Consider the following 20,494-nt stretch of genomic DNA (forward strand, 5'->3'; position numbering starts at 1 on the left):
TGCACGAGACCAGCGTGCTGCGCTGCAGCAACGAATCCGGCTTGACATAATTCACGGTAAGTGAGTAATTGCTCACAGCCAAGGCAAATGCTCATCTTGGTTCATGGGAGGAATTTTGATGAAACTTCGCACGTTCACCCTAGGCCTGTTGTCGGCCAGCGCGCTTGCTTTCGCCGCGCATGCCGAATCCATCACCATCGCCACGGTCAACAATGGCGACATGGTCCGCATGCAGAAGCTGACCGACGACTTCACCGCCAAGAATCCCGACGTCCAGCTGCAGTGGGTCACGCTCGAGGAAAACGTCCTGCGCGAGCGCGTCACCACCGACATCGCCACCAAGGGCGGCCAGTACGACGTGATGACCATCGGCACCTATGAGGTGCCGATCTGGGCCAAGCAGAGTTGGCTCCTGCCGCTCGACAAGCTCGGCGACGACTATGACGTCAAGGACATCATCCCGGCTATTGCCGGCGGCCTGTCGGTCGACGGCAAGCTCTACGCCGCGCCTTTCTACGGCGAAAGCTCCTTCGTCATGTACCGCAAGGACCTGATGGAGAAGGCCGGGCTCAAGATGCCCGACGCGCCGACCTGGGACTTCATCAAGCAGGCTGCCGACAAAATGACCGACCGCGCCAACGGCGTGAACGGCGTCTGCCTGCGCGGCAAGGCCGGCTGGGGCGAGAACATGGCCTTCCTGACCGCCATGTCGAACTCGTTCGGCGCGCGCTGGTTCGACGAGAACTGGAAGCCGCAATTCGACCAGCCCGAGTGGAAGAACACACTGCAATTCTATGTTGACCTAATGAAGGCCGACGGCCCCGAGGGCGCTTCGTCCAACGGCTTCAACGAAAACCTGGCGCTATTCCAGCAGGGCAAATGCGGCATGTGGATCGATGCCACCGTCGCCGCTTCCTTCGTTTCCGACCCGAAGAACTCCACCGTCGCCGACAAGGTCGGCTATGCGCTGGCACCGGACAATGGCCTCGGCAAGCGCGGCAATTGGCTCTGGGCCTGGTCGCTGGCCATCCCCGCCGGCACCCAGAAGGCCGACGCCGCTCAAAAGTTCGTATCCTGGGCAACCAGCAAGCACTATGCCGAGCTCGTCGCCTCGAAGGAAGGCTGGGCCAACGTTCCGCCGGGAACGCGCTCCTCACTCTATGCCAATCCCGAGTACCAGAAGGCGGCACCTTTCGCCAAGATGACGCTGGACTCGATCAACTCCGCCGATCCGACGCACCCAACCGTCAAGCCGGTGCCTTATGTCGGCGTACAGTTCGTCGCCATTCCTGAGTTCCAGGGCCTCGGCACCACTGTCGGCCAGCTCTTCTCGGCGGCACTTGCCGGCCAGTCGAGCGTCGACGATGCCCTGAAGCAGGCGCAGGACGCCGCCACCGCGACGATGACCGAGGGCGGTTACATCAAGTAGGCTCCTCCCGGTGCCGGTTGCCAATGGCGACCGGCAACGGCCGCCCGAATCCCAGTTCGGGCGGCCGGGGATCACCCCCCTGAAAACTTGGCTGACCTCGAAGGGTGACCGTCATGGCTACTCAGCAGACCCGTTCGCTTGCCCGCTTCATGATGGCGCCATCCGTGGTGCTGCTGCTGGTTTGGATGATTGTACCGCTGGCATTCACGCTGTGGTTCTCCTTCCAACAGTACAATCCGCTCAATCCGATGCGCGACGGCTTCGTCGGGTTTTCGAACTACGCGCTGTTCTATTCCAACCCGGCATTCCTGCAGTCGATCCTCAACACGCTCACCATCGTCGTCAGCGTGCTTTTGATCACGGTGATCGGCGGTATCCTGCTGGCCCTTCTGCTCGATCAGCCGATGTGGGGACAGGGCATCGTCCGCATCCTCGTCATCTCGCCGTTCTTCGTCATGCCGCCGGTGGCGGCACTGGTCTGGAAGAACATGATCATGCATCCGCAATACGGCGTCTTCGCCGATATTGCGCGCTTCTTCGGCGGGCAGCCGATCGACTGGTTCGGGCAGCACCCGCTTTTGGCGATCATCATCATCGTCGCCTGGCAGTGGCTGCCGTTTGCGACGCTGATCCTGTTGACCGCGCTTCAGTCGCTCGACGGCGAGCAGAAGGAAGCCGCCGAAATGGATGGCGCCGGCTTCATCAGCCGCTTCATCTATTTGACGCTGCCGCATATGTCGCGCGCCATAACCGTGGTCATCCTGATCCAGACGATCTTCCTTCTGTCGGTCTATGCCGAGATCCTCGTCACCACCAATGGCGGCCCGGGTTATGCCTCCACCAACCTGCCCTTCCTCGTCTACCAGAAGGCATTGCTGGAGTTCAAAATCGGCCAGGCGTCCGCCGGCGGTATCATCGCAGTCATTCTCGCCAACATCGTCGCCTTCTTCGCCATGCGCGCCGTCGGCAAGAATTTGGATAAATAAGGGAGGAAACGATGGCACGTGCGCTGAACCACCCCCACTCCGTCCCGCTGCGCGGGACACCTCTCCCCCTGCCCGGGGGAGAGGAAACGCCTGCATCGAAGCCGCACCCTTCCTCTACCCCGTCGATCGGGGGAGAGGTGGTTTGCGCAGCAAACCGGAGTGGGGGTCGACCCTGCCGCCAACATCGCCGATACGGGAGGACCTGACGATGGCACGTGCAGTCACCACCCAGCACAAGACGATTGCGACCGCGGCCGCCTGGATCGTCGCGCTACTGATCTTCTTCCCGATCCTCTATACGATCATCACTTCGTTCAAATCGGAGCAGGAGGCCATCCAGGGCTTCAACCTGTTCCCGTCGGGAACCACGGAGAGCTATTCCGAGGTCCAGGCGCAGAACGGTTATTTCAAATTCTTCCTGAACTCGGTGTTCCTGTCGGTCGGCTCGACCGTCCTGGCTCTGCTTGTCGCCGTTCCGGCGGCATGGTCGATGGCGTTTTCGCCAAGCAAACGCACCAAGGACATCCTGATGTGGATGCTTTCCACCAAAATGATGCCGGCCGTCGCCGTGCTGTTCCCGATCTATCTGATCTTCCGCGATACAGGACTGCTCGACAGCCGCATCGGCCTGATGGTCATGCTGATGTTGATCAACCTGCCGATCGTGGTCTGGATGCTCTACACCTATTTCCGCGAGATCCCGGGCGAGATCCTGGAAGCGGCGCGCATGGACGGCGCATCGCTCTGGAACGAGATCATCTACGTGCTGACGCCGATGGCGGTGCCGGGCATCGCCTCGACCATGCTGCTCAACATCATCCTCGCCTGGAACGAGGCGTTCTGGACGATCCGGCTGACCACCACCGAGGCAGCGCCGCTCACCGCTTTCATCAGCTCCTTCTCCAGTCCGCAGGGGCTGTTCTGGGCCAAGCTTTCGGCCGCCTCGACACTGGCGATCGCGCCGATCCTGATCATGGGCTGGTTCAGCCAGAAGCAGCTGGTCCGCGGCCTGACGTTTGGGGCGGTAAAGTAACGGGCATCGCCTGACGCAAAACGAAAAACAGCCCTTCGGGGGAGGAAATCATGGGAAACATCACGCTCAAGAACGTCTCCAAATCCTTCGGGGCGACGTCCATCATCCCCGGCCTCGACCTGATCATCGAGAACGGCGAGTTCGTCGTCTTCGTCGGCCCGTCGGGCTGCGGCAAGTCCACGCTGTTGCGTCTGATTGCCGGCCTGGAGGACACCAGCGGCGGCACCATCATCATCGATGGCCGCGACGTCACCGGCGAGGCGCCGGCCAAGCGCAAGCTGGCCATGGTGTTCCAGTCCTATGCGCTTTACCCGCATATGACGGTGGCCAAGAACATCGCTTTCCCCCTGAAGATGGCGGGCGAGGACCAGGCGACCATCGACAAGAAGGTGAAGGACGCCGCCCGCATCTTGAACCTCACCAACTACCTAGATCGCCGCCCCGGCCAGCTCTCCGGCGGCCAGCGGCAGCGCGTCGCCATCGGCCGCGCCATCGTGCGCCAGCCTTCCGCCTTCCTGTTCGACGAGCCTTTGTCCAATCTCGACGCGGCGCTGCGCGGCACCATGCGGCTGGAGATCAGCGAGCTGCATCACCAGCTCAAGACCACCATGGTCTACGTCACCCACGACCAGATCGAGGCCATGACCATGGCCGACAAAATCGTCGTGCTCAACGCCGGCAATATCGAGCAGGTCGGCTCGCCGATGGAGCTCTACAAGACCCCGAAGAACCTGTTCGTCGCCGGTTTCATCGGCTCGCCGAAGATGAACCTGATCGAAGGCGAGCCGGCCGCCAAATATGGCGCCAGGACAGTCGGCATCCGCCCGGAGCATATGAACATTTCGAAGACGTCAGGCGACTGGAAGGCGACCGTCGGCGTTGCCGAACATCTCGGCTCCGACACGTTTTTGCACGTCCAGGCGGATGGTGTCGGGCAGCTGACGGTGCGTGCCGACGGCGAACTTGCCGCCCATCACGGCGACACAATCTATCTGACACCGGACAAGACCAAGCTGCATCGTTTTGGCACCGATGGGAAGGCGATGCTGCAATGAGGCTCGGAGGTAAATCGGCGCTGATCACCGGATCGGCGCGCGGCATCGGCAGGGCGTTTGCCGAAGCCTACATGCGGGAGGGCGCGACCGTCGCCATCGGCGACATCAATCTCGAGGCTGCCGAGAAGACGGCTTCGGAAATCGGCGGCAACGCCTACGCGGTGAAGCTGGACGTCACCGATCTCGCGTCGATAGATGCGGCTGTCAAGGCGGTCGAAACCAGAGCCGGCGGCCTCGATATTTTGATCAACAACGCTGCGCTGTTCGACCTGGCGCCGATCGTCGAGATCAGCAAGGCAAGCTACGACAAATTGTTCTCGGTCAACGTCGCCGGCACACTGTTTACGCTTCAGGTTGCGGCCCGTTCGATGATTGCCCGCGGCAAGGGCGGCAAGATCATCAACATGGCAAGCCAGGCCGGGCGCCGCGGCGAGGCGCTGGTCGCCGTCTACTGCGCCACCAAGGCGGCGGTCATCTCGCTCACCCAGTCGGCAGGGCTCGACCTGATCAAGCACCGCATCAACGTCAATGCCATCGCCCCGGGTGTCGTCGACGGCGAGCACTGGGACCATGTCGATGCCTTGTTCGCCAAGTTCGAGAACCGGCCGAGGGGCGAGAAGAAGAGACTGGTCGGCGAAGCCGTGCCTTATGGCCGCATGGGCACGGCGCAAGACCTCACCGGCATGGCGGTGTTCCTGGCCAGCGATGAGGCCGAATACATCGTTGCCCAGACCTACAATGTCGATGGCGGCCAGTGGATGAGTTGAGGGGGCGAAGGCGCTCTTCTCCCCGTCTCCTCCAACGGGGGGAAGAGCCGTCCCGCTAAAGGGTAAAAGCAGATGTCCGTGAAACTCTCTTCTTCCATACTCGCCAAGCTTCCGCCCAAGATCGCCGGCCCGAAATACGATCGCGCCGCGCTCAAGGCCGGCATCGTGCATTTCGGCGTCGGCAATTTCCATCGCTCGCATCAGGCCGTCTATCTCGACGACCTCTTCAATTCGGGCGTCGGCCACGACTGGGCCATCGTTGGCGCCGGCGTCTTCGAGGGCGAGAAGGTCGGCCGCGGCAAGCTGCAGGAACAGGACTGGCTGACCACCGTGGTCGAGCAGGACAGCGGCCATATGAGCGCGCGCGTCACCGGCGTTATGATCGATTTCCTGATGCCGGGCGAAGCGACCGCAATCGTCGAGCGGCTTGCCGATCCGGCGATCAAGATCGTTTCCCTGACCATCACCGAGGGCGGCTATTTTATCGATCCGGCTTCTGGCGTGTTCAATCCGACGCATCCCGACATCGTTGCCGACGCTGAGCCGGGGGCGACGCCGAAGACCGTCTTCGGCCTCATCCTCGCTGGGCTGCTGCGCCGCCGCGCCGATGGCATCGTGCCCTTCACCATCATGTCCTGCGACAACATCCCCCACAACGGCCACGTCACTTCCGATGGCGTTATCGGCCTGGCGCGGCTGATCGACGAGGATCTGGCAAATTGGGTGAACGAAAACGTGGCCTTTCCCAATGGCATGGTCGACCGCATCACCCCGGCCACCACCGATCGCGAGCGCGGCATTCTCTCCAGCGAGTTCGGTCTCGACGACAATTGGCCGGTGTTTTGCGAGCCGTTCAAGCAATGGGTGCTGGAGGACCGTTTCACCGATGGAAGGCCGCCGCTGGAACAGGTCGGCGTGCAGTTCGTCAGCGATGTCGCGCCCTATGAGCTGATGAAGATCCGCATCCTCAATGGCGGCCATGCGACCATCGCCTATCCGGCCGGGCTGATGGACATCCATTTCGTCCATGAGGCGATGCAGGAGCCGCTGGTACGCGGCTTCCTCGACAAGCTCGAGCATGACGAAATCATCCCGACCGTGCCGCCGGTTCCGGACACCGACCTCGAAGATTACTACCAGCTCATCGAGCACCGCTTCTCCAATCCGAAGATCGGCGACACCATACGCCGGCTTTGCCTCGACGGCTCTAACCGCCAGCCGAAATTCATCATTCCGACCATCGCTGACCGGCTGAAGGCTGGCAAAAGTGTCACCGGCCTGGCGCTGGAATCTGCGCTCTGGTGTCGCTACTGCTTCGGCACCACGGATTCCGGTGCCGTCACCGAGCCCAACGACCCGAACTGGGGCCGGTTGCAGGGGACGGCCAAGGCGGCCAGGGACATGCCTGCCGCCTGGCTTGCCATGGAGGACATCTATGGCGATGTCGGCCGCTCGCCGCCGTTCGCCGAAGCCTTCGCCCATGCGCTCAAATCGCTGTGGGCGGACGGCGCGCGCGCGACACTGACGCGCTATCTCGCCGGCGACCTCTGAAGCCGATCCAGCGCGATGACGCCTGAACTGGTCATTTTCGACTGTGACGGCGTGCTGGTGGATAGCGAGATGCTGTCCGTCTCGGCATTGCTGGAGATGATCGCGCTTGCCGGCGGCAACGTCAGCGAGGACGTTGCCTACGAGCACTTCCTCGGCAAGAGCATGAAGAGCGTCCGCGAAATCCTCGCAAGCGACTTCGGGCTCGATCTCACCGACCAGCATCTGACCGAGATGCGCTCCGAACTGATGCGCAAGTTTCGCCAGGAGCTGAAACCGATGCCAGGCATGGCACAGGTCCTGCCGAAGCTCGGCGTGCCGTGCTGCGTCGCCTCCTCCGGCACGCTGGAGCGGATCCGCTATGCGCTCAAGGTTACGGGGTTGCTTGGGCTGCTGGAGCCGCATTTGTTCAGCGCTGCCATGGTGGCGCGGGGCAAACCGGCGCCCGATCTTTTTCTCCATGCGGCTGCTAAAATGGGAGCGGACCCGCGAAACTGCCTCGTCGTCGAGGACAGCCCGGCCGGCATCCAAGCGGCGCGGGTGGCAGGCATGCGCGTCCTTGCCTTCACCGGGGGCTCGCACACCGGCAACCCGGCACTGAAAGCGCGGCTTGCGTCGAGTGAGCCGGACTTTATATTCGCTGACATGCTGCAATTGCCCGATCTGATTGCAGGCCTGGGAGCGAGAGCAAGAACACCTTGACCAACAGTTTCGTTTGCGCGGTCGATGTCGGCACCGGAAGCGCCCGTGCCGGCATTCTCGACACCGGTGGCGCCTTGCTCGGCCGCGCCGAGCACCCGATCGCCATGCAACAGCCGAAAGCCGACCACGCCGAGCACGATTCGCAGGATATATGGTCGGCGGTGTGCATGGCCGTCCGCGCTGCCCGCGAAAAGGCGCGCGTGAAGGCTGAGGATATCGTCGGCATCTCCTTTGACGCCACCTGCTCGCTGGTGGTGCGAGACCGGCATGGCGGCCAGCTCAGCGTGTCGGTATCAGGCGAAAGACGCTGGGACACCATCGTATGGCTCGATCATCGCGCCATTGCCGAGGCCGACGAATGCACCGAAAGCGGCCATGCCGTGCTCGACTATATCGGCGGCGTCATGTCGCCGGAAATGGAGACGCCGAAGCTGATGTGGCTGAAGCGCAACCTGCCCGGAACATGGAACGAAGCCGGCTACCTATTCGACCTCACCGACTTCCTGACCTGGAAGGCAACCGGCTCGCTCGCCCGTTCACAATGCACGCTGACCGCCAAATGGACCTATCTTGCCCATGAAGCGACCGGCTGGCGGCGCGACTTCTTCGAAGCCGTCGGGCTCGGCGACCTTTTCGAGCACGGCAATCTGCCGGAAAAGGCAAGCCCGGTCGGTGCCGATATCGGTGCGCTTAACGCGCAAGCCGCGGCGGAGCTTGGCCTCACCGAAAAATGCCGGGTCGGTGCAGGCGTCATCGATGCGTATGCCGGCGCGCTTGGCGTGCTCGGAGGCTTCGCCGGCAACGCGAAGGATATCGGCCGCCATCTGGCCCTGATCGCCGGGACGTCGAGTTGCGTCATGGCGATGTCGCCCGATCCGCAGCCTTTCGCCGGTGTCTGGGGTCCTTACTACGGCGCCGCCCTTCCCGGCCTATGGCTGTCGGAAGGCGGCCAGTCGGCCACCGGCGCGCTGCTCGATCACATCATCCGCTGGCATGGCGCCGGCGGCGAGCCGGATGCCGCCATGCATGCCAGGATCGCCCACCGCGTCGCCGAGCTGCGCACCGCCGAGGGCGACAACCTCGCCGCAAAGCTGCACGTGCTGCCCGATTTCCACGGCAACCGCTCGCCGCTCGCCGACCCGCATGCCGTCGGCGTCATCAGCGGGCTGACGCTGGATTCCTCCTTCGACAGCCTGTGCAAGCTCTATTGGCGCACCGCCGTCAGCATCGCGCTTGGCGTCCGCCATGTGCTGGAAGCGCTGAACGAAAACGGCTATCTGATCGATACGCTGCACGTCACCGGCGGCCACACCAAGAACCCGCTGTTGATGGAGCTCTATGCCGACGCCACCGGATGCACGGTGGTCGAGCCGCTGGCGGACGAGGCGGTGCTGCTCGGCACCGGCATGATTGCCGCCACCGCTGCCAGGCTTTTTCCCGATTTGAACGCCGCTTGCGTCGCCATGCAGCAAGGCGGCAGGACGCGCGAGCCCAATCCGGCTGCCGCCGGCCGGTTCGATCGCGACTACCGCGTGTTTCTCGAGATGCATCGGCAAAGGCAGGCGCTGGACGCGATCCGATAGATCGGGATCGGCGGCTATCTCTGGTTCCAGCGCCGGACGACCGGTTCGTCAAGGCCGTGCTCATAACCGATCACGCTTACGCTGGCGGTATCCAGCACGAAAAGCGCGCCGTCTTGCGGTGGCAGGCCGAGCCAGCGTGCGGCTAGCACCCTCAGGAAATGCGAACTTGAGAAGACCAGGACATTGCCGCTGGCCTCGAGCAACTGGCTGACGATCCGGTCCGCCCTCGAGCCTACATCCGTGGCGGACTCGCCGCGCGGGCAGCCGTCGCGAAAGAGCCGCCAACCGGGACGCTCGGCGAGGATTTGCTTGGTGGTCAATCCCTCATAGGCACCATAATCCCACTCCGCCAGATCGTCCTTCTTCACGCCTGACGAGCCGAAGCCGGCCAGCGCACAGGTGTTGAAGGCGCGCTGCGACGGGCTCGACCACACCGCCGAGAAGGATAGACCCTTTAGCCGCTCAGTGACCCGCCTTGCCCCATCCTCGCCGGCCGGCGTCAGCGGTATGTCGGTCCGGCCGGTATGTTTTCCGGACGCACTCCATTCCGTCTCGCCATGCCGAACCAGATAGATTTCGGGAAACGCGCTCATCAGGCTGCCTTCCAAAGGAATCCACCGTGACCATAGCGGCTTCCATGGCCTCTCCAATAGCCTGCATTGAGCCGACTGGCTTAACCCTTCCGCAAGTCAGCCTCTTGCCACCGGTGCCCATTTCATAGACAAACCCGTCGTAATGCGGAATCCGGCCGATCTTGGCCATTTTCCGCGCTGAGACGCGGCTTCCGGCTCTTGCCGACGTGCCGCAATCGGATAGGCGGAAAAAATGTCTGCGATCGAAGCCGACGCTCGCGCGCCGGAAAACCTTTGGCGTCGGGAAATCAGGGCGATGCTGGCGCTCGCCTGGCCGATGGTGCTGACCAATCTCGGTCAGACCGCGATGACCGCTACCGACGTCATGATGATGGGGCGGCTGGGGCCGGACACGCTGGCCAGCGGTGCGCTTGGTGCCAACCTTTACTTCATGCCGCTGATCTTTGGACTTGGCCTGATGCTGGCGACCTCGCCGATGATGGCGACCGAGCTCGGCCGTCGCCGCCACTCGGTGCGCGACCTGCGCCGCACCGTGCGCCAGGGTCTGTGGCTGGCGATCCTCATTTGCATTCCGATCTGGGTCTTTCTCTGGCACGGCGAGGCCGTGTTGCTGGCCATGGGTCAGGAACCGGCACTGGCGCATCAGGCCGGCATCTATCTGCGCTGGCTCGAATGGGCGGTGCTGCCCTTTTTCGGCTACATCGTCCTGCGCTCGTTTATTTCGGCGCTGGAGCGGCCGGGCTGGGCACTGATCATCGTTTTCGTTGCCGTCGCCTGCAACGCCTTTTTCAACTGGCTGTTCATGTTCGGCAATCTCGGCATCCAATCGATGGGCATCGCCGGCTCCGGCCTCGCCACCACGCTGTCCAGCACGTTAATGTTCGCCGGCATGGCGGCGGTGGTGATGCTTGAGAAGAAATTCCGGCGCTATCGTCTGTTCGGACGCTTCTGGCGGGCCGATTGGCCGCGCTTCAAGGGCCTGCTGCGGCTCGGCCTGCCGATCGCCGGCCTGCTGGCGTTTGAGGTGACGATTTTCAACGCGGCGGCCTTTCTCATGGGCCTGATCGATGCGGCTTCGCTTGCCGCCCATGCGATCGCCATCCAGATCGCCTCGATCACCTTCATGGTGCCGCTCGGCCTCAACCAGGCGGTGACGGTGCGCGTCGGACTTGCCCACGGCGCCGGCAATCCGGAAGGTGTCAGCCGGGCTGGCTGGACCGCCTATGTCGTCGGTGTCTCCTTCATGGCGCTGATGGGGCTGGTGATGATCCTGTGGCCGCACCTCTTGATCGGGGCCTTCATCGATCTGGGCAATCCGGCTAATGCCGAGGTGGTCGCGCTGGCCGTGTCGTTCCTCGCTTTTGCCGCGCTGTTCCAGGTTTTTGACGGTGCGCAGGCGGTAGCCAGCGGCATGCTGCGCGGCCTGCACGACACCAAGGTGCCGATGATCTATGCCGCGATCGGCTATTGGGGCATCGGCCTGCCGCTCGGCGTGCTGCTCGCCTTCCATTTCGGTTTCAACGGCGTCGGCATCTGGATCGGCCTATCGTCGGGACTGGCGGTGGTTGCTGCACTCCTGCTGGGACGCTGGCTGCGGCGGGACAGGATCGCGCCGCCGCTGGTGTTCGGGCGTTGAATTGCTGGTCGCCCGCTCAGCGGGCCGCCGCCCGCTGTTCCAGCGAGCGCGCATATTGCGTCAGCGGAAAGCACATGACGAAGAAGATCAGCGCTACCAGCCCGTAGACTTTGAACGGTTCGAAGGTCGCATTGTTGATTGCGTTGGATGTCCTCACCAGCTCCTCGAAACCGATGATCGAGGTCAGCGCGGTCGACTTGATCAGCTGCACCAGGAAGCCGACGGTCGGCGCGCGGGTGATCGAAAACGCCTGCGGCAGGATGATCAGCCGGAGTTCCTGCAGATAGTGCAGGCCGAGGCTGGCGCCGGCGTCCCACTGGCCGCGTGGCAATGCATCGACGCCGCCGCGCCAGATCTCGGCGAGATAGGCGCTGGCAAAGAAGGTCAGGCCAAGCACCGCCGCGGTCCACGGCTCGATGCGCAGGCCCAGCATCGGCAAGCCGAAGAACATCAGGAAGAGCTGCATCAGCAGCGGCGTGCCCTGGAAAAGCGCGATGTAGCCGGAGGCAAACCGGCGCGCCCATTTATTCTTGGCGATCCGGAGGAACAGCACGATCATGCCGACCACGGCGCCGCCGACAAAGGCAGCCAACGACAACAGCACCGTCCAGCGCGCCGCCAGCAGCAGGTTGCGCAGAATATCCCAGAAGGTGAATTCGATCATGATACGCCGGCTCCGAGAAGCCGGCGTCCGCCGCCAATCAGCAGACGGCGCAGCCCAATCGACAGGATGAGATAGACCACCGTCACCACGAAATAGGTCTCGAAAGCCCGGAACGTGCGCGCCTGCAGCATGTCGGCCTCGTAGGTCAGCTCGCGCACCGCGATCTGCGACACGACGGCGGATTCCAGCATCATGATGACGATCTGGCTGGTCAGCGCCGGATAGATCACCTTGAGCGCCTGCGGCAGCACGATCTTGATGAAGACCTGGCGCGGCCTGAGCCCAAGCGCCATTGCCGCTTCCGTCTGCCCGGGCGGCACCGCGTCGAGTCCGGCGCCAACGATCTCGATCGTGTACGCCGCCATGTTGAGCGTCATCGCCAGCATGGCTGCCAGCACGGGATCGAGCCTCACGCCGATGCTTGGCAGCCCGAAGAAGATGAAGAACAGCTGCACCAGGAACGGCGTGTTGCGGATCACCTCGACATAGACGCCGATCGCCCGCTTGAGCAGCAGCGGGCCGTTCCGCCGCCCTGCGGCGCCGAGGATGCTGAGCAACGTTCCCGCCAGCGTGGTCACGGCGATCAACAGGATCGTCGTGGCCGCGCCGCGCGCGATCGCCCCTGTCGCCCCGGCAAGCCAGCCGAAGTCGAGGCTATAGGTCACCAGCCGTCAATCCTTGAGATTGGCGGGATCGAGCGGTGTCTTCAGCCAGGCCTTCGAGCTTTCGTCCAGTTTGCCGTCGGCCAGCATCTTGGCAACCGCATCGTTGACCGCTTGCTTGAGGCGGTCTTCCTTCTTGTTGAGGCCGATATGCGATGGCGAGGTGAGAAGCTGGAATTTCTGTTCCGGCTTCAGCGCCTCCTGGCGGGCGAGCACCTGGGCGCCGACATCGTTGCCGACCACCATCAGCTGGGTCTGGCCCGAAATGAAGGCCTGGATGACGGAATTGTAGTTGTCGAAGCGGCGGATGTCGGCCGAGGCGGGTGCTGCCTCGGTCAGCGAGGTGTCTTCCAGCGTGCCGCGATTGACGGCGATCGACTTGTCGGCAAGGTCTTCCTTGCCTTTGACCGCAAGTGCTGCAGGGCCGATGACGGCGATGTAATAGGGCGCGTAGGCGGCGGCGAAATCGATCACCTGCTCACGCTCCTTGGAATAGCCGACGCTCATCAGGAGGTCGACGCGCTTGTCGGTCAGGTACGGAATGCGGTTCTGCCCGGTCACGCTGACCAGATTGAGCTTGACCTTGAGCTGGTCGGCGATGGATTGCGCCACGTCGATGTCGTAGCCCTTGATGCTCATATCGGCGCTGGCCGAGGAGAAGGGCGGGAAATCGGAAAAGATGCCGACATTGATGGCGCCGGCCTTGACGATGTCGTCGATCGCGTCGGCATTGACGGCCTGGGTGGTGAAACCAAGACCGGCCGCACCGAGCATCAGCACGGCGGCGATGGATGATTTGAGTTTCATGTGAAGTGTCATTTTTATTCCCCTGCTGGAAGCTTGTTTGTTTGAGTGCAACCGCCGGCTCCAGCGCGGCGGTAGCCTTTGGATTCCCTAGTGGACCATGATCGTCTCCGAAAAACGGTTCCTACTTTTTCGGGGTCATGGTCGAACGCGTCAGCCCGCCTTGCCGGTGATTGCCGGGCTGAAGACCATCAGGCTGAGGATCTCGAACAGCACCTGCGCGCCGGCATGCGCCGTGTTGGTGGTCGCGTCATATTGCGGCGCCACCTCGACGACGTCGCCGCCGACGATATTGAGGCCCTTCAGGCCGCGCAGCAGCTCGAGCACTTCGCGCGTCGTCAGCCCGCCGACCTCCGGCGTGCCGGTGCCCGGCGCGAAGGCAGGATCGACGCTGTCGATATCGAAGGAGACATAGGTCGGGCCGTCGCCGACTATCCTGCGCGCCTTCTCGATAATGGCGGGAATGCCGAGGCCGGTCACCTCTTCGGCATGCACCACGGTCATGCCGGACTCATAGGTGAACTCCCAAAGGTACTCGGCCGAGCCACGAATGCCGATCTGGATGGTGCGGCTCGGGTCGAGCACGCCGTCCAGCACCGCGTTGCGGAACGGCCCGCCATGGTGGAACTTGGTCATGTCGAACAGGCCGCTGGTGTCGCAATGGGCATCGATATGGATCATGCCCACCGGCGCCTTCTTGCCGACAGCCTTCAGGATCGGGTGGCTGATCGAATGGTCGCCGCCGACAGACAAGGGCAGGACGCCGGCGTCGACGATCTGGTTGGTGCGGCGTTCGATGTCGTCATGGCTGGTCTCCAGCCGGTAGCGGCTCTGGAATGGCACGTCGCCGATGTCGGCGACCTTCAGCTCATGCGTCGGCGCGCATTCCAGCACATGGTTGTAGGGGCCAATGCGCTCGATGGCGCGCAGCGCCCTTGGCCCGAAACGGGCGCCGGGCCGGTTGGTGACGCCAAGATCCATCGGCACGCCGATCATCGCCACCTGCAGATCGCCGAAATCCGGATTGTCGGCGGCGATTTCACGATAGGGCGCTGCGAGGAAGGTCGGGATGCCGGAATAGGGCGCCAGCCGCGTGCCGGTCTTGGAGAAGATCTTGTCGGCGACACGCTGAAATTTCGGGTCGAACATTTCGCCGCCATGGCTCTCGCCATATTTGCGGCGCAACGCTTCGAGCTTGCCGCGATCATAACCCATGTCGGTTCTCCATGGCTGGTGCAGCGCGCCAAGGACCTTGGTAGCCGCGGCCGTTGGCTGCCTGTAGATTTCAAGTCTTGATGCAATGCTTGGGCAAAGTGTCCTGTAGCTGCATTGAAAAATCAATTGATATTGTTAGGGTGTTTGTTGTGAGAAAATCTCACAGAGTTCAGGTTCCAAATGGCCAAGCGTTTGCCACCACTCAACCCGCTGCGCGCCTTCGAGGCGACGGCGCGCCACGCCTCGCTGACCAAGGCGGCGGCTGAGCTCAACGTCACCCACGGCGCCATCAGCCATCAGATCAAGGCGCTCGAGCAATCATTGGGCGTCAAGCTGTTCGAGCGCGCCGGTCAGCGGGTGAAGCTCACGCCGCACGGCGCCGAGTTGCTGCCGGCGGTGTCGACCGCCTTCGACAGCATCGCCGCCGCCACGCAGCGCATGACGAGGCCGGCCAGCACCGGCGCGCTGTCGGTATCCTGCGTGCCGGCGCTGCTGTTGCTGTGGATGATCCCGCGGCTGGGCAGCTTTACCTCGCAATATCCGGATATCCGGCTGACGCTGATCCCATCGAATGATGCCAAGGACGTCCGCGCCCCGCATATCGATGTCTGCGTGCACTATGGCGACGGCAGCTGGACCGACTGCTGGATGCGCAAATGGTCGGGTCTCGAACTGTTCCCGGTGGTCAGCCCGACGCTGATCAACAACCGCCCGATCCGCACCGTCCGCGACCTCGCCGATCATGTGTTCCTGCATGGCGACGACGGCCGCGAATGGCACACCTGGCTGGCCGCTGCCGACGCGCTGGACCTCGAGCGCGGCCGCCGCCACCATCTTGGCGACGCGCGCATGGCGACCGAGGCCGCGGTTCACGGCCATGGCGTGGCGCTCGGCGACACGGTAACTGCAAGCGGACTGCTCGCCAGGGGCCTGCTTGTCGCGCCGTTCAGCCTTTCCGTGCCGGCGGTCGATGATTTCTACGTCGTCTGCCGCAACGAGATGAGGTCGGCGCCGATCGTGCAATTGTTCATCGACTGGCTGTTTGCCGAGAAAGAGCAGGCCGACCGCCGCGCCGACGCGCCGGTGGCGGGCCGCATCGGCACTCGCCGCAAGCGTCCGGCGCTCAAGGTGGTCGGCGCCAAGACCGCATCCTGAGGCCGAAACTGCCGTGGGCGCCGCTTGCCGCAGGGGCTTCTTTTTGTCGGGCCAGCCCGCAAAGCGGGAGGCGCGTTCAAAAATTCGATGCTAAGAGGCATTTGGAGCAATTCCAGGAAAAGTGCGCAGCGGTTTTCCGTCCGGAATTGCGCTAGACAAAAGCTAGAACGAGCAGCGAAGGCGCATTGAGCGATGGCAAAGACCGATATAGCGCGGCGCGTCTACAACCACACCTGGAAGCTCGACCCGATCGTGCGTAGCTTGCTCGACACCGATTTCTACAAGCTTCTGATGCTGCAGATGATCTGGGGCATGTATCCCAAGGTCGACGCCACCTTCTCGCTGATCAACCGTACCACCTCGGTCCGCCTTGCCGAGGAGATCGACGAGACGGAGCTGCGCGAGCAGCTCGACCATGCCCGCACCTTGCGCTTCTCGAAGAAAGAGATGATCTGGCTCGGCGGCAACACCTTCTATGGCCGCAAGCAGATCTTCGAACCGGAATTCCTCGCCTGGCTGGAAAATTTCCGGCTGCCCGAATACGAGCTCTCCAGGCGCGACGGCCAATACGAACTCGCCTTCAGCGGCCCGTGGATGTACACGACGCTGTGGGAGATCCCGGCGCTGGCAATTATCAATGAACTTCGATCTCGCGCGGCCATGCGGGCGTTCGGGCCGTTCGCGCTCGACGTGCTCTATGCCCGCGCCAAGGCCAAGATGTGGGCCAAGACCGAGCGGCTGAAGGCGCTGCCCGGCATCCGCATCTCGGATTTCGGCACCCGCCGCCGTCATTCGTTCCTGTGGCAGCGCTGGTGCGTCGAAGCGTTGAAGGAGGGCATCGGCGAGGCCTTTACCGGCACCTCCAACGTCCTGCTCGCCATGGACAACGACCTCGAAGCGCTCGGCACCAACGCGCATGAGCTGCCGATGGTGTTCGCCGCGCTCACCAATTCGGAAAAGGAATTGAAGCAGTCGCCCTATAAGGTGTTGCAGGACTGGCAGCGCTACTACGGCGGCAATTTGCTGATCGTGCTGCCGGACACCTTCGGCACCGCGGCGTTCCTGCGCGATGCGCCGGACTGGGTCGCCGACTGGACCGGCTTCCGCCCCGACAGCGCGCCGCCGATCGAGGGCGGCGAGAAGATCATTTCCTGGTGGCGCGAAAAGGGCAAGGACCCCAAGCAGAAGCTGCTCATCTTCTCCGACGGGCTTGAGGTCGAGACCATCGAGGAGACCTACCGCCACTTCCGCGGCAAGGTGCGCATGTCCTTCGGCTGGGGCACCAACCTGACCAATGATTTCGAAGGCTGCGCACCGACCGAGACCAACCGGCTCGACGCCATCTCGCTGGTCTGCAAGGTCACCGAGGCCAATGGCAGGCCGGCGGTCAAGCTTTCCGACAATCCGGCCAAGTCGACAGGCGACGAGAAAGAGATCGAGCGCTATCTGCGCATTTTCGGCCAGAAGGACCGCGTGGAGCAGCTGGTGAAGGTGTGAGGGCCGACAAGAAGTATTTCTTGGAAAGCATGAGTTCCCGCCCACCCCCCTCTGTCCTGCCGGACATCTCCCCCTCAGAGGGGGAGATTGGCTCTCATCTCCGCTCTGGCCAACCCTCAACGAGGCAAGAAAAGCGCCGGCCGATTCAACTGCCAATCTCCCCCCTCGAGGGGGAGATGTCCGGCAGGACAGAGGGGGGTGCCGTAGAGCGCTGCCATAACCTAGTAGCCCTGCCGCGGTTCTCCTTCTTCCTGGCCCTTGCACCTGTATTCCTGCCCACCCCCGCCTTCGCCCACGCCTCCGACCGCGGCCACGTCCTGCTCCTCCCCACCGGCTACTACGTCGCCGGCGGCGCGCTCGCCGTCGCCGCCAGTTTCCTTGTCCTGGCGCTACTGAGGCCGGACTCCCTCGACCGCTTCTGGCGCAAACGCCTGCCGCTTTTCACCTTCGGCGACGGCGCGCGGACTGCCGTCAGCCTGATATCCTTTGCCGGCTTTGCAATTCTCACTGCCGCCGGCCTGTTCGGCAGCCGCGATCCGCTCTCCAATCCGCTGCCGCTGACCGTATGGACATTGCTCTGGGTTGGGCTGGCTTTGCTGCAAGGGCTCAGCGGCGATCTCTGGTCGTGGCTCAATCCGTGGTACGGGCCTTGCCGCGTCGTCTCGCGCCTGTCCGACAGAACGGAGCCACGGCGGCTGCCCCAGTGGCTCGGCTATTGGCCGGCTTTCGTGCTGTTCTTCGCCTTCGCCTGGTTCGAGCTGATCGACCCGGCGCCCGATGACCCGGGGCGGCTGACCTGGGCCGCCGGCGTCTACTGGCTGCTAAGCTTCGCGGCCATGCAGGTCTTCGGCTACCGCGGCTGGACCCGCAGCGGCGAGTTCCTGACAGTGTTCTTTTCGATGGTGGCGCGCTTCGCCATCGTCGAACGCAACGAGGACGGCCGGCTCAAACTCTGCTGGCCGGGCGCTAAGCTGCTCGAGGATGCGCCGCTGCCGCTCAGCGGCGTCGCCTTCCTGCTGCTTGCGCTGTCGTCGGTATCCTTCGACGGCCTGTCGAAAACCTTCTTCTGGCTAGGCCGGTTCGGCATCAATCCGCTGGAGTTTCCGGGACGCACCGCCTTGATCGGCATCGGCAGTTTCGGCCTTGTGCTGACCTTTGTCGTGCTTGCGGCCGTGTTCGCGCTTGCCGTCTTTCTTGGCCAGCACCTTGCCGGCAGCAAGCATTCCCTCGCTCACGCCGCAGGGCTACTAGTCTGGTCGATCGTGCCGATCGCGCTCGCCTATCACTTCGCGCATTATCTGACGGCGCTGCTGGTCGACGGCCAATATGCGATTGCCGCTCTCTCCGACCCGTTTGCGCTGGGCTGGAACCTGTTCGGCACCGCTGAACTGCCAATTGAAGCCGGCGTCGTCGCCGGCGCCGGCTCGGCGTGGTGGCTGTGGAATCTCCAGGCCGGCGTCATCATAGCCGGCCACATGCTTGCAGTGCTTGTCGCCCATGGCTTGGCCTGGCGATTGCACCCCATTCCCGCTCGCGCCGCGCTCAGCCAGTTTCCGCTCACGTTGCTGATGATCGCCTACACCGTCTTCGGCTTGTGGCTGCTTGCGACGCCAACCGCCGGGTGAACGAGATGCGCGATGCCCGTCAATCGAACCTTGGGGAAAGCTCGCTTGCCACGTCAGAGCTTTGGTGATTTAGTTTGTACACATGCAGTTTTCGGCCCTCTTAGCAAGAGTGGCCCGCCTCGCTACAGCCATTGGTCAAAGCTCAAAAACAAGGGGAACTGCCGTGACTGACAAGAATGGGTTTTTCGATCTCTCCAGATCCGCTCTCACCCGCCGCACGGCGCTGAAGGTCCTTGCCGCCGGCGCCGGTCTTGCCGTCGCGCCGGGCTTCGTGCGCTACAGCCAGGCGCAGAGCTCGGCGCCGATCAAGATCGGCTTCCAGTCGCACCGCACCGGCATCGGCGCCGCCTATGGCCGCTGGTACGAGAAGACCACGGCCGCGGCGGTCAAGGCGATCAACGATGCCGGCGGCATCAACGGCCGGCCGGTCGAGGTGATCATCGAGGATGACGGCACCGATCCCGGCCGGGGCGCCGAAGTGGTCGGCAAATTCGCCTCCCAGCACAAGACCGACATCGTCTACGGCACGCTGTTTTCGCATGTCGTCATCGGCTCGGCGCCGGCCGCCGGCGAGGCCAAGATGCCCTATTTCGTCGTCAGTGAAGGTCACCACGTCGCGTCGACCAAATTGAACCGCTACGTCTTCCAGCCCGGCATCACCGACGTGAAGAGCCAGATCCAGTCGATGGCGCCGTGGATTGCCGCCAATGCCGGCAAGAAGGTGACGCAGATATTCCCCGATTTCGCTTTCGGCTACGATCATCGCGACTACCTGCCGCCGGCGCTGAAGGCGCAAGGCGCCGAGGTCATCGCGCAGATCGCCATCCCGCCGACGGAATCCTCCTTCACCAAATATTTTCCGCAGATCCCGGCCGAGACCGAGGTGATTTACCACGTCATGGTCGGCCCGGCGGTGCTCACCTTCGTCAAGGAACTCGGCGAGTTCTACGGCTCCAACCGGCCGCAATTGTTCGGCTTCATCGATTCGCTCGAAGCCACCGACATCAACAGCCCCGGCCTCGAATTCCTCGATGGCAGCCATTTCTGGGAAGGCTCGCCACGCTATGCGCAGCCCGATGACTCCCCTGCACAGAAGGCCTATCGTGCCGCCGTCGGCATCGACGACAATGGTGCATCTGTCGGCGATCCCAAGGACGTCTCCACCGCCGCGCACATGTTCGGCTGCTGGGAAACGCTCTACGTCGTCAAGAAGGCGATGGAGGATGCCGGCTATAAGGGCCCGGAAGACCGCGCCAAGCTGGTCGAGGCGACCGAGGCGTTGACCGAGTTCGCCGAGGGGCCCGAGCATCCGCAGGGACCGAAAACCTTCAACGGCAAGATCCACCAGTGTTTTGGCATCCAGAACATCTCCAAGGTCGAAGGCGGCCGGCTGAATGTCGTCCACAAGACCAAGATCGAGGACGGCCTCTACGAGCCGGAAGGGGATTACACGACGCAGGCGCTGTGAGCTTGGCTGCTGCAGCAAGCGTGAGCGCCAAGACACCTCCCTCTGGCCAGAGGGGGGTGCTTCGCGCATCCG

Annotated in this window: 18 protein-coding genes; 13 read left to right on the top strand and 5 right to left on the bottom strand. The window is 63.3% G+C overall.

Annotation, left to right across the window (positions count from 1 at the left end):
• Nucleotides 1-118: 118 nt before the first annotated feature.
• From NKH63_RS16945 to NKH63_RS16980, 8 genes are all read left to right on the top strand, one after another.
• A complete protein-coding gene (locus NKH63_RS16945; RefSeq protein ID WP_023722530.1) occupies nt 119-1,429 on the top strand; it encodes an ABC transporter substrate-binding protein in 1,311 nt (436 codons plus the stop codon).
• A gap of 113 nt (nt 1,430-1,542) precedes the next feature.
• Nucleotides 1,543-2,415, top strand: coding sequence for a carbohydrate ABC transporter permease (locus NKH63_RS16950; protein WP_031195183.1), 873 nt, complete (start codon nt 1,543-1,545; stop codon nt 2,413-2,415).
• Nucleotides 2,416-2,623: 208 nt separating this feature from the next.
• Nucleotides 2,624-3,448: a carbohydrate ABC transporter permease gene (locus tag NKH63_RS16955; protein ID WP_352484354.1), complete on the top strand. Its 825-nt coding sequence runs from the start codon at nt 2,624-2,626 to the stop codon at nt 3,446-3,448.
• 50 nt (nt 3,449-3,498) lie between these two features.
• Nucleotides 3,499-4,503 carry an ABC transporter ATP-binding protein gene (locus NKH63_RS16960; RefSeq protein WP_352484353.1) on the top strand — a complete coding sequence of 335 codons (1,005 nt, stop codon included), beginning with the start codon at nt 3,499-3,501 and terminating at the stop codon, nt 4,501-4,503.
• Nucleotides 4,500-5,270, top strand: coding sequence for an L-iditol 2-dehydrogenase (locus NKH63_RS16965; protein WP_352484352.1), 771 nt, complete (start codon nt 4,500-4,502; stop codon nt 5,268-5,270). Before NKH63_RS16960 ends, NKH63_RS16965 begins: the two co-directional genes overlap by 4 nt.
• Before the next feature lie 72 nt (nt 5,271-5,342).
• The gene (locus tag NKH63_RS16970) at nt 5,343-6,821 is read left to right on the top strand and encodes a mannitol dehydrogenase family protein (protein ID WP_352484351.1); all 1,479 of its coding nucleotides are present in this window, start codon (nt 5,343-5,345) and stop codon (nt 6,819-6,821) included.
• A gap of 15 nt (nt 6,822-6,836) precedes the next feature.
• Complete coding sequence (locus NKH63_RS16975; protein WP_352484350.1) at nt 6,837-7,520, top strand: HAD family hydrolase; 684 nt, start codon at nt 6,837-6,839, stop codon at nt 7,518-7,520.
• A complete protein-coding gene (locus NKH63_RS16980; protein ID WP_352548063.1) occupies nt 7,517-9,103 on the top strand; it encodes an FGGY-family carbohydrate kinase in 1,587 nt (528 codons plus the stop codon). Before NKH63_RS16975 ends, NKH63_RS16980 begins: the two co-directional genes overlap by 4 nt.
• Before the next feature lie 14 nt (nt 9,104-9,117).
• Here NKH63_RS16980 and NKH63_RS16985 read toward each other — a convergent pair whose 3' ends face one another.
• A complete protein-coding gene (locus NKH63_RS16985; protein WP_352548107.1) occupies nt 9,118-9,699 on the bottom strand; it encodes a histidine phosphatase family protein in 582 nt (193 codons plus the stop codon).
• Between the two features lie 229 nt (nt 9,700-9,928).
• Here NKH63_RS16985 and NKH63_RS16990 point away from each other — a divergent pair, with 229 nt between their 5' ends.
• Nucleotides 9,929-11,332: an MATE family efflux transporter gene (locus tag NKH63_RS16990; protein ID WP_352484348.1), complete on the top strand. Its 1,404-nt coding sequence runs from the start codon at nt 9,929-9,931 to the stop codon at nt 11,330-11,332.
• Nucleotides 11,333-11,348: 16 nt separating this feature from the next.
• On the opposite strand, the gene NKH63_RS16995 is transcribed toward NKH63_RS16990, so the two are convergent.
• The 4 genes from NKH63_RS16995 to speB form a co-directional block, all read right to left on the bottom strand.
• Complete coding sequence (locus tag NKH63_RS16995) at nt 11,349-11,996, bottom strand: amino acid ABC transporter permease (RefSeq protein WP_352484347.1); 648 nt, start codon at nt 11,994-11,996, stop codon at nt 11,349-11,351.
• Nucleotides 11,993-12,661, bottom strand: coding sequence for an amino acid ABC transporter permease (locus NKH63_RS17000; RefSeq protein ID WP_023722519.1), 669 nt, complete (start codon nt 12,659-12,661; stop codon nt 11,993-11,995). The genes NKH63_RS16995 and NKH63_RS17000 overlap by 4 nt, the downstream gene beginning before the upstream one ends.
• A gap of 6 nt (nt 12,662-12,667) precedes the next feature.
• A complete protein-coding gene (locus tag NKH63_RS17005) occupies nt 12,668-13,477 on the bottom strand; it encodes a transporter substrate-binding domain-containing protein (protein WP_031195178.1) in 810 nt (269 codons plus the stop codon).
• A gap of 138 nt (nt 13,478-13,615) precedes the next feature.
• Entirely contained in the window at nt 13,616-14,677 is a 1,062-nt protein-coding gene (speB, locus tag NKH63_RS17010) for an agmatinase (RefSeq protein WP_023722517.1), read from the bottom strand.
• Nucleotides 14,678-14,857: 180 nt separating this feature from the next.
• Between speB and gcvA the strand changes: the two genes are divergently transcribed.
• The 4 genes from gcvA to NKH63_RS17030 all read left to right on the top strand — a co-directional run bounded on the left by gcvA (nt 14,858) and on the right by NKH63_RS17030 (nt 20,422).
• Nucleotides 14,858-15,832, top strand: coding sequence for a transcriptional regulator GcvA (gene gcvA / locus NKH63_RS17015; protein WP_352918191.1), 975 nt, complete (start codon nt 14,858-14,860; stop codon nt 15,830-15,832).
• Nucleotides 15,833-16,024: 192 nt separating this feature from the next.
• Nucleotides 16,025-17,329 carry a nicotinate phosphoribosyltransferase gene (gene pncB / locus NKH63_RS17020; protein WP_352484344.1) on the top strand — a complete coding sequence of 435 codons (1,305 nt, stop codon included), beginning with the start codon at nt 16,025-16,027 and terminating at the stop codon, nt 17,327-17,329.
• A 176-nt stretch (nt 17,330-17,505) separates the two neighbouring features.
• Nucleotides 17,506-18,954 (top strand): hypothetical protein, encoded by a 1,449-nt coding sequence (locus NKH63_RS17025; protein ID WP_352640298.1) that lies wholly within the window; start codon nt 17,506-17,508, stop codon nt 18,952-18,954.
• A gap of 163 nt (nt 18,955-19,117) precedes the next feature.
• A complete protein-coding gene (locus NKH63_RS17030; protein ID WP_023718162.1) occupies nt 19,118-20,422 on the top strand; it encodes an ABC transporter substrate-binding protein in 1,305 nt (434 codons plus the stop codon).
• Nucleotides 20,423-20,494 lie beyond the last annotated feature (72 nt).

Origin of the sequence: Mesorhizobium sp. M0960 (genome assembly GCF_040319055.1) — a bacterium.
GTDB lineage: Bacteria > Pseudomonadota > Alphaproteobacteria > Rhizobiales > Rhizobiaceae > Mesorhizobium.

What these genes read in the sequence shown, in the direction of transcription:
- NKH63_RS16960 (WP_352484353.1), top strand. Translation starts at nt 3,499, where the DNA reads ATGGGAAACATCACGCTCAAGAACGTCTCCAAATCCTTCGGGGCGACG.
- pncB (WP_352484344.1), top strand. Translation starts at nt 16,025, where the DNA reads ATGGCAAAGACCGATATAGCGCGGCGCGTCTACAACCACACCTGGAAG.
- NKH63_RS17025 (WP_352640298.1), top strand. Translation starts at nt 17,506, where the DNA reads ATGTCCGGCAGGACAGAGGGGGGTGCCGTAGAGCGCTGCCATAACCTA.
- speB (WP_023722517.1), bottom strand. Translation starts at nt 14,677, where the DNA reads ATGGGTTATGATCGCGGCAAGCTCGAAGCGTTGCGCCGCAAATATGGC.
- NKH63_RS16955 (WP_352484354.1), top strand. Translation starts at nt 2,624, where the DNA reads ATGGCACGTGCAGTCACCACCCAGCACAAGACGATTGCGACCGCGGCC.
- NKH63_RS16950 (WP_031195183.1), top strand. Translation starts at nt 1,543, where the DNA reads ATGGCTACTCAGCAGACCCGTTCGCTTGCCCGCTTCATGATGGCGCCA.
- NKH63_RS17005 (WP_031195178.1), bottom strand. Translation starts at nt 13,477, where the DNA reads ATGACACTTCACATGAAACTCAAATCATCCATCGCCGCCGTGCTGATG.
- NKH63_RS16965 (WP_352484352.1), top strand. Translation starts at nt 4,500, where the DNA reads ATGAGGCTCGGAGGTAAATCGGCGCTGATCACCGGATCGGCGCGCGGC.
- NKH63_RS16970 (WP_352484351.1), top strand. Translation starts at nt 5,343, where the DNA reads ATGTCCGTGAAACTCTCTTCTTCCATACTCGCCAAGCTTCCGCCCAAG.
- NKH63_RS16990 (WP_352484348.1), top strand. Translation starts at nt 9,929, where the DNA reads ATGTCTGCGATCGAAGCCGACGCTCGCGCGCCGGAAAACCTTTGGCGT.
- gcvA (WP_352918191.1), top strand. Translation starts at nt 14,858, where the DNA reads ATGGCCAAGCGTTTGCCACCACTCAACCCGCTGCGCGCCTTCGAGGCG.
- NKH63_RS16975 (WP_352484350.1), top strand. Translation starts at nt 6,837, where the DNA reads ATGACGCCTGAACTGGTCATTTTCGACTGTGACGGCGTGCTGGTGGAT.
- NKH63_RS16945 (WP_023722530.1), top strand. Translation starts at nt 119, where the DNA reads ATGAAACTTCGCACGTTCACCCTAGGCCTGTTGTCGGCCAGCGCGCTT.
- NKH63_RS16995 (WP_352484347.1), bottom strand. Translation starts at nt 11,996, where the DNA reads ATGATCGAATTCACCTTCTGGGATATTCTGCGCAACCTGCTGCTGGCG.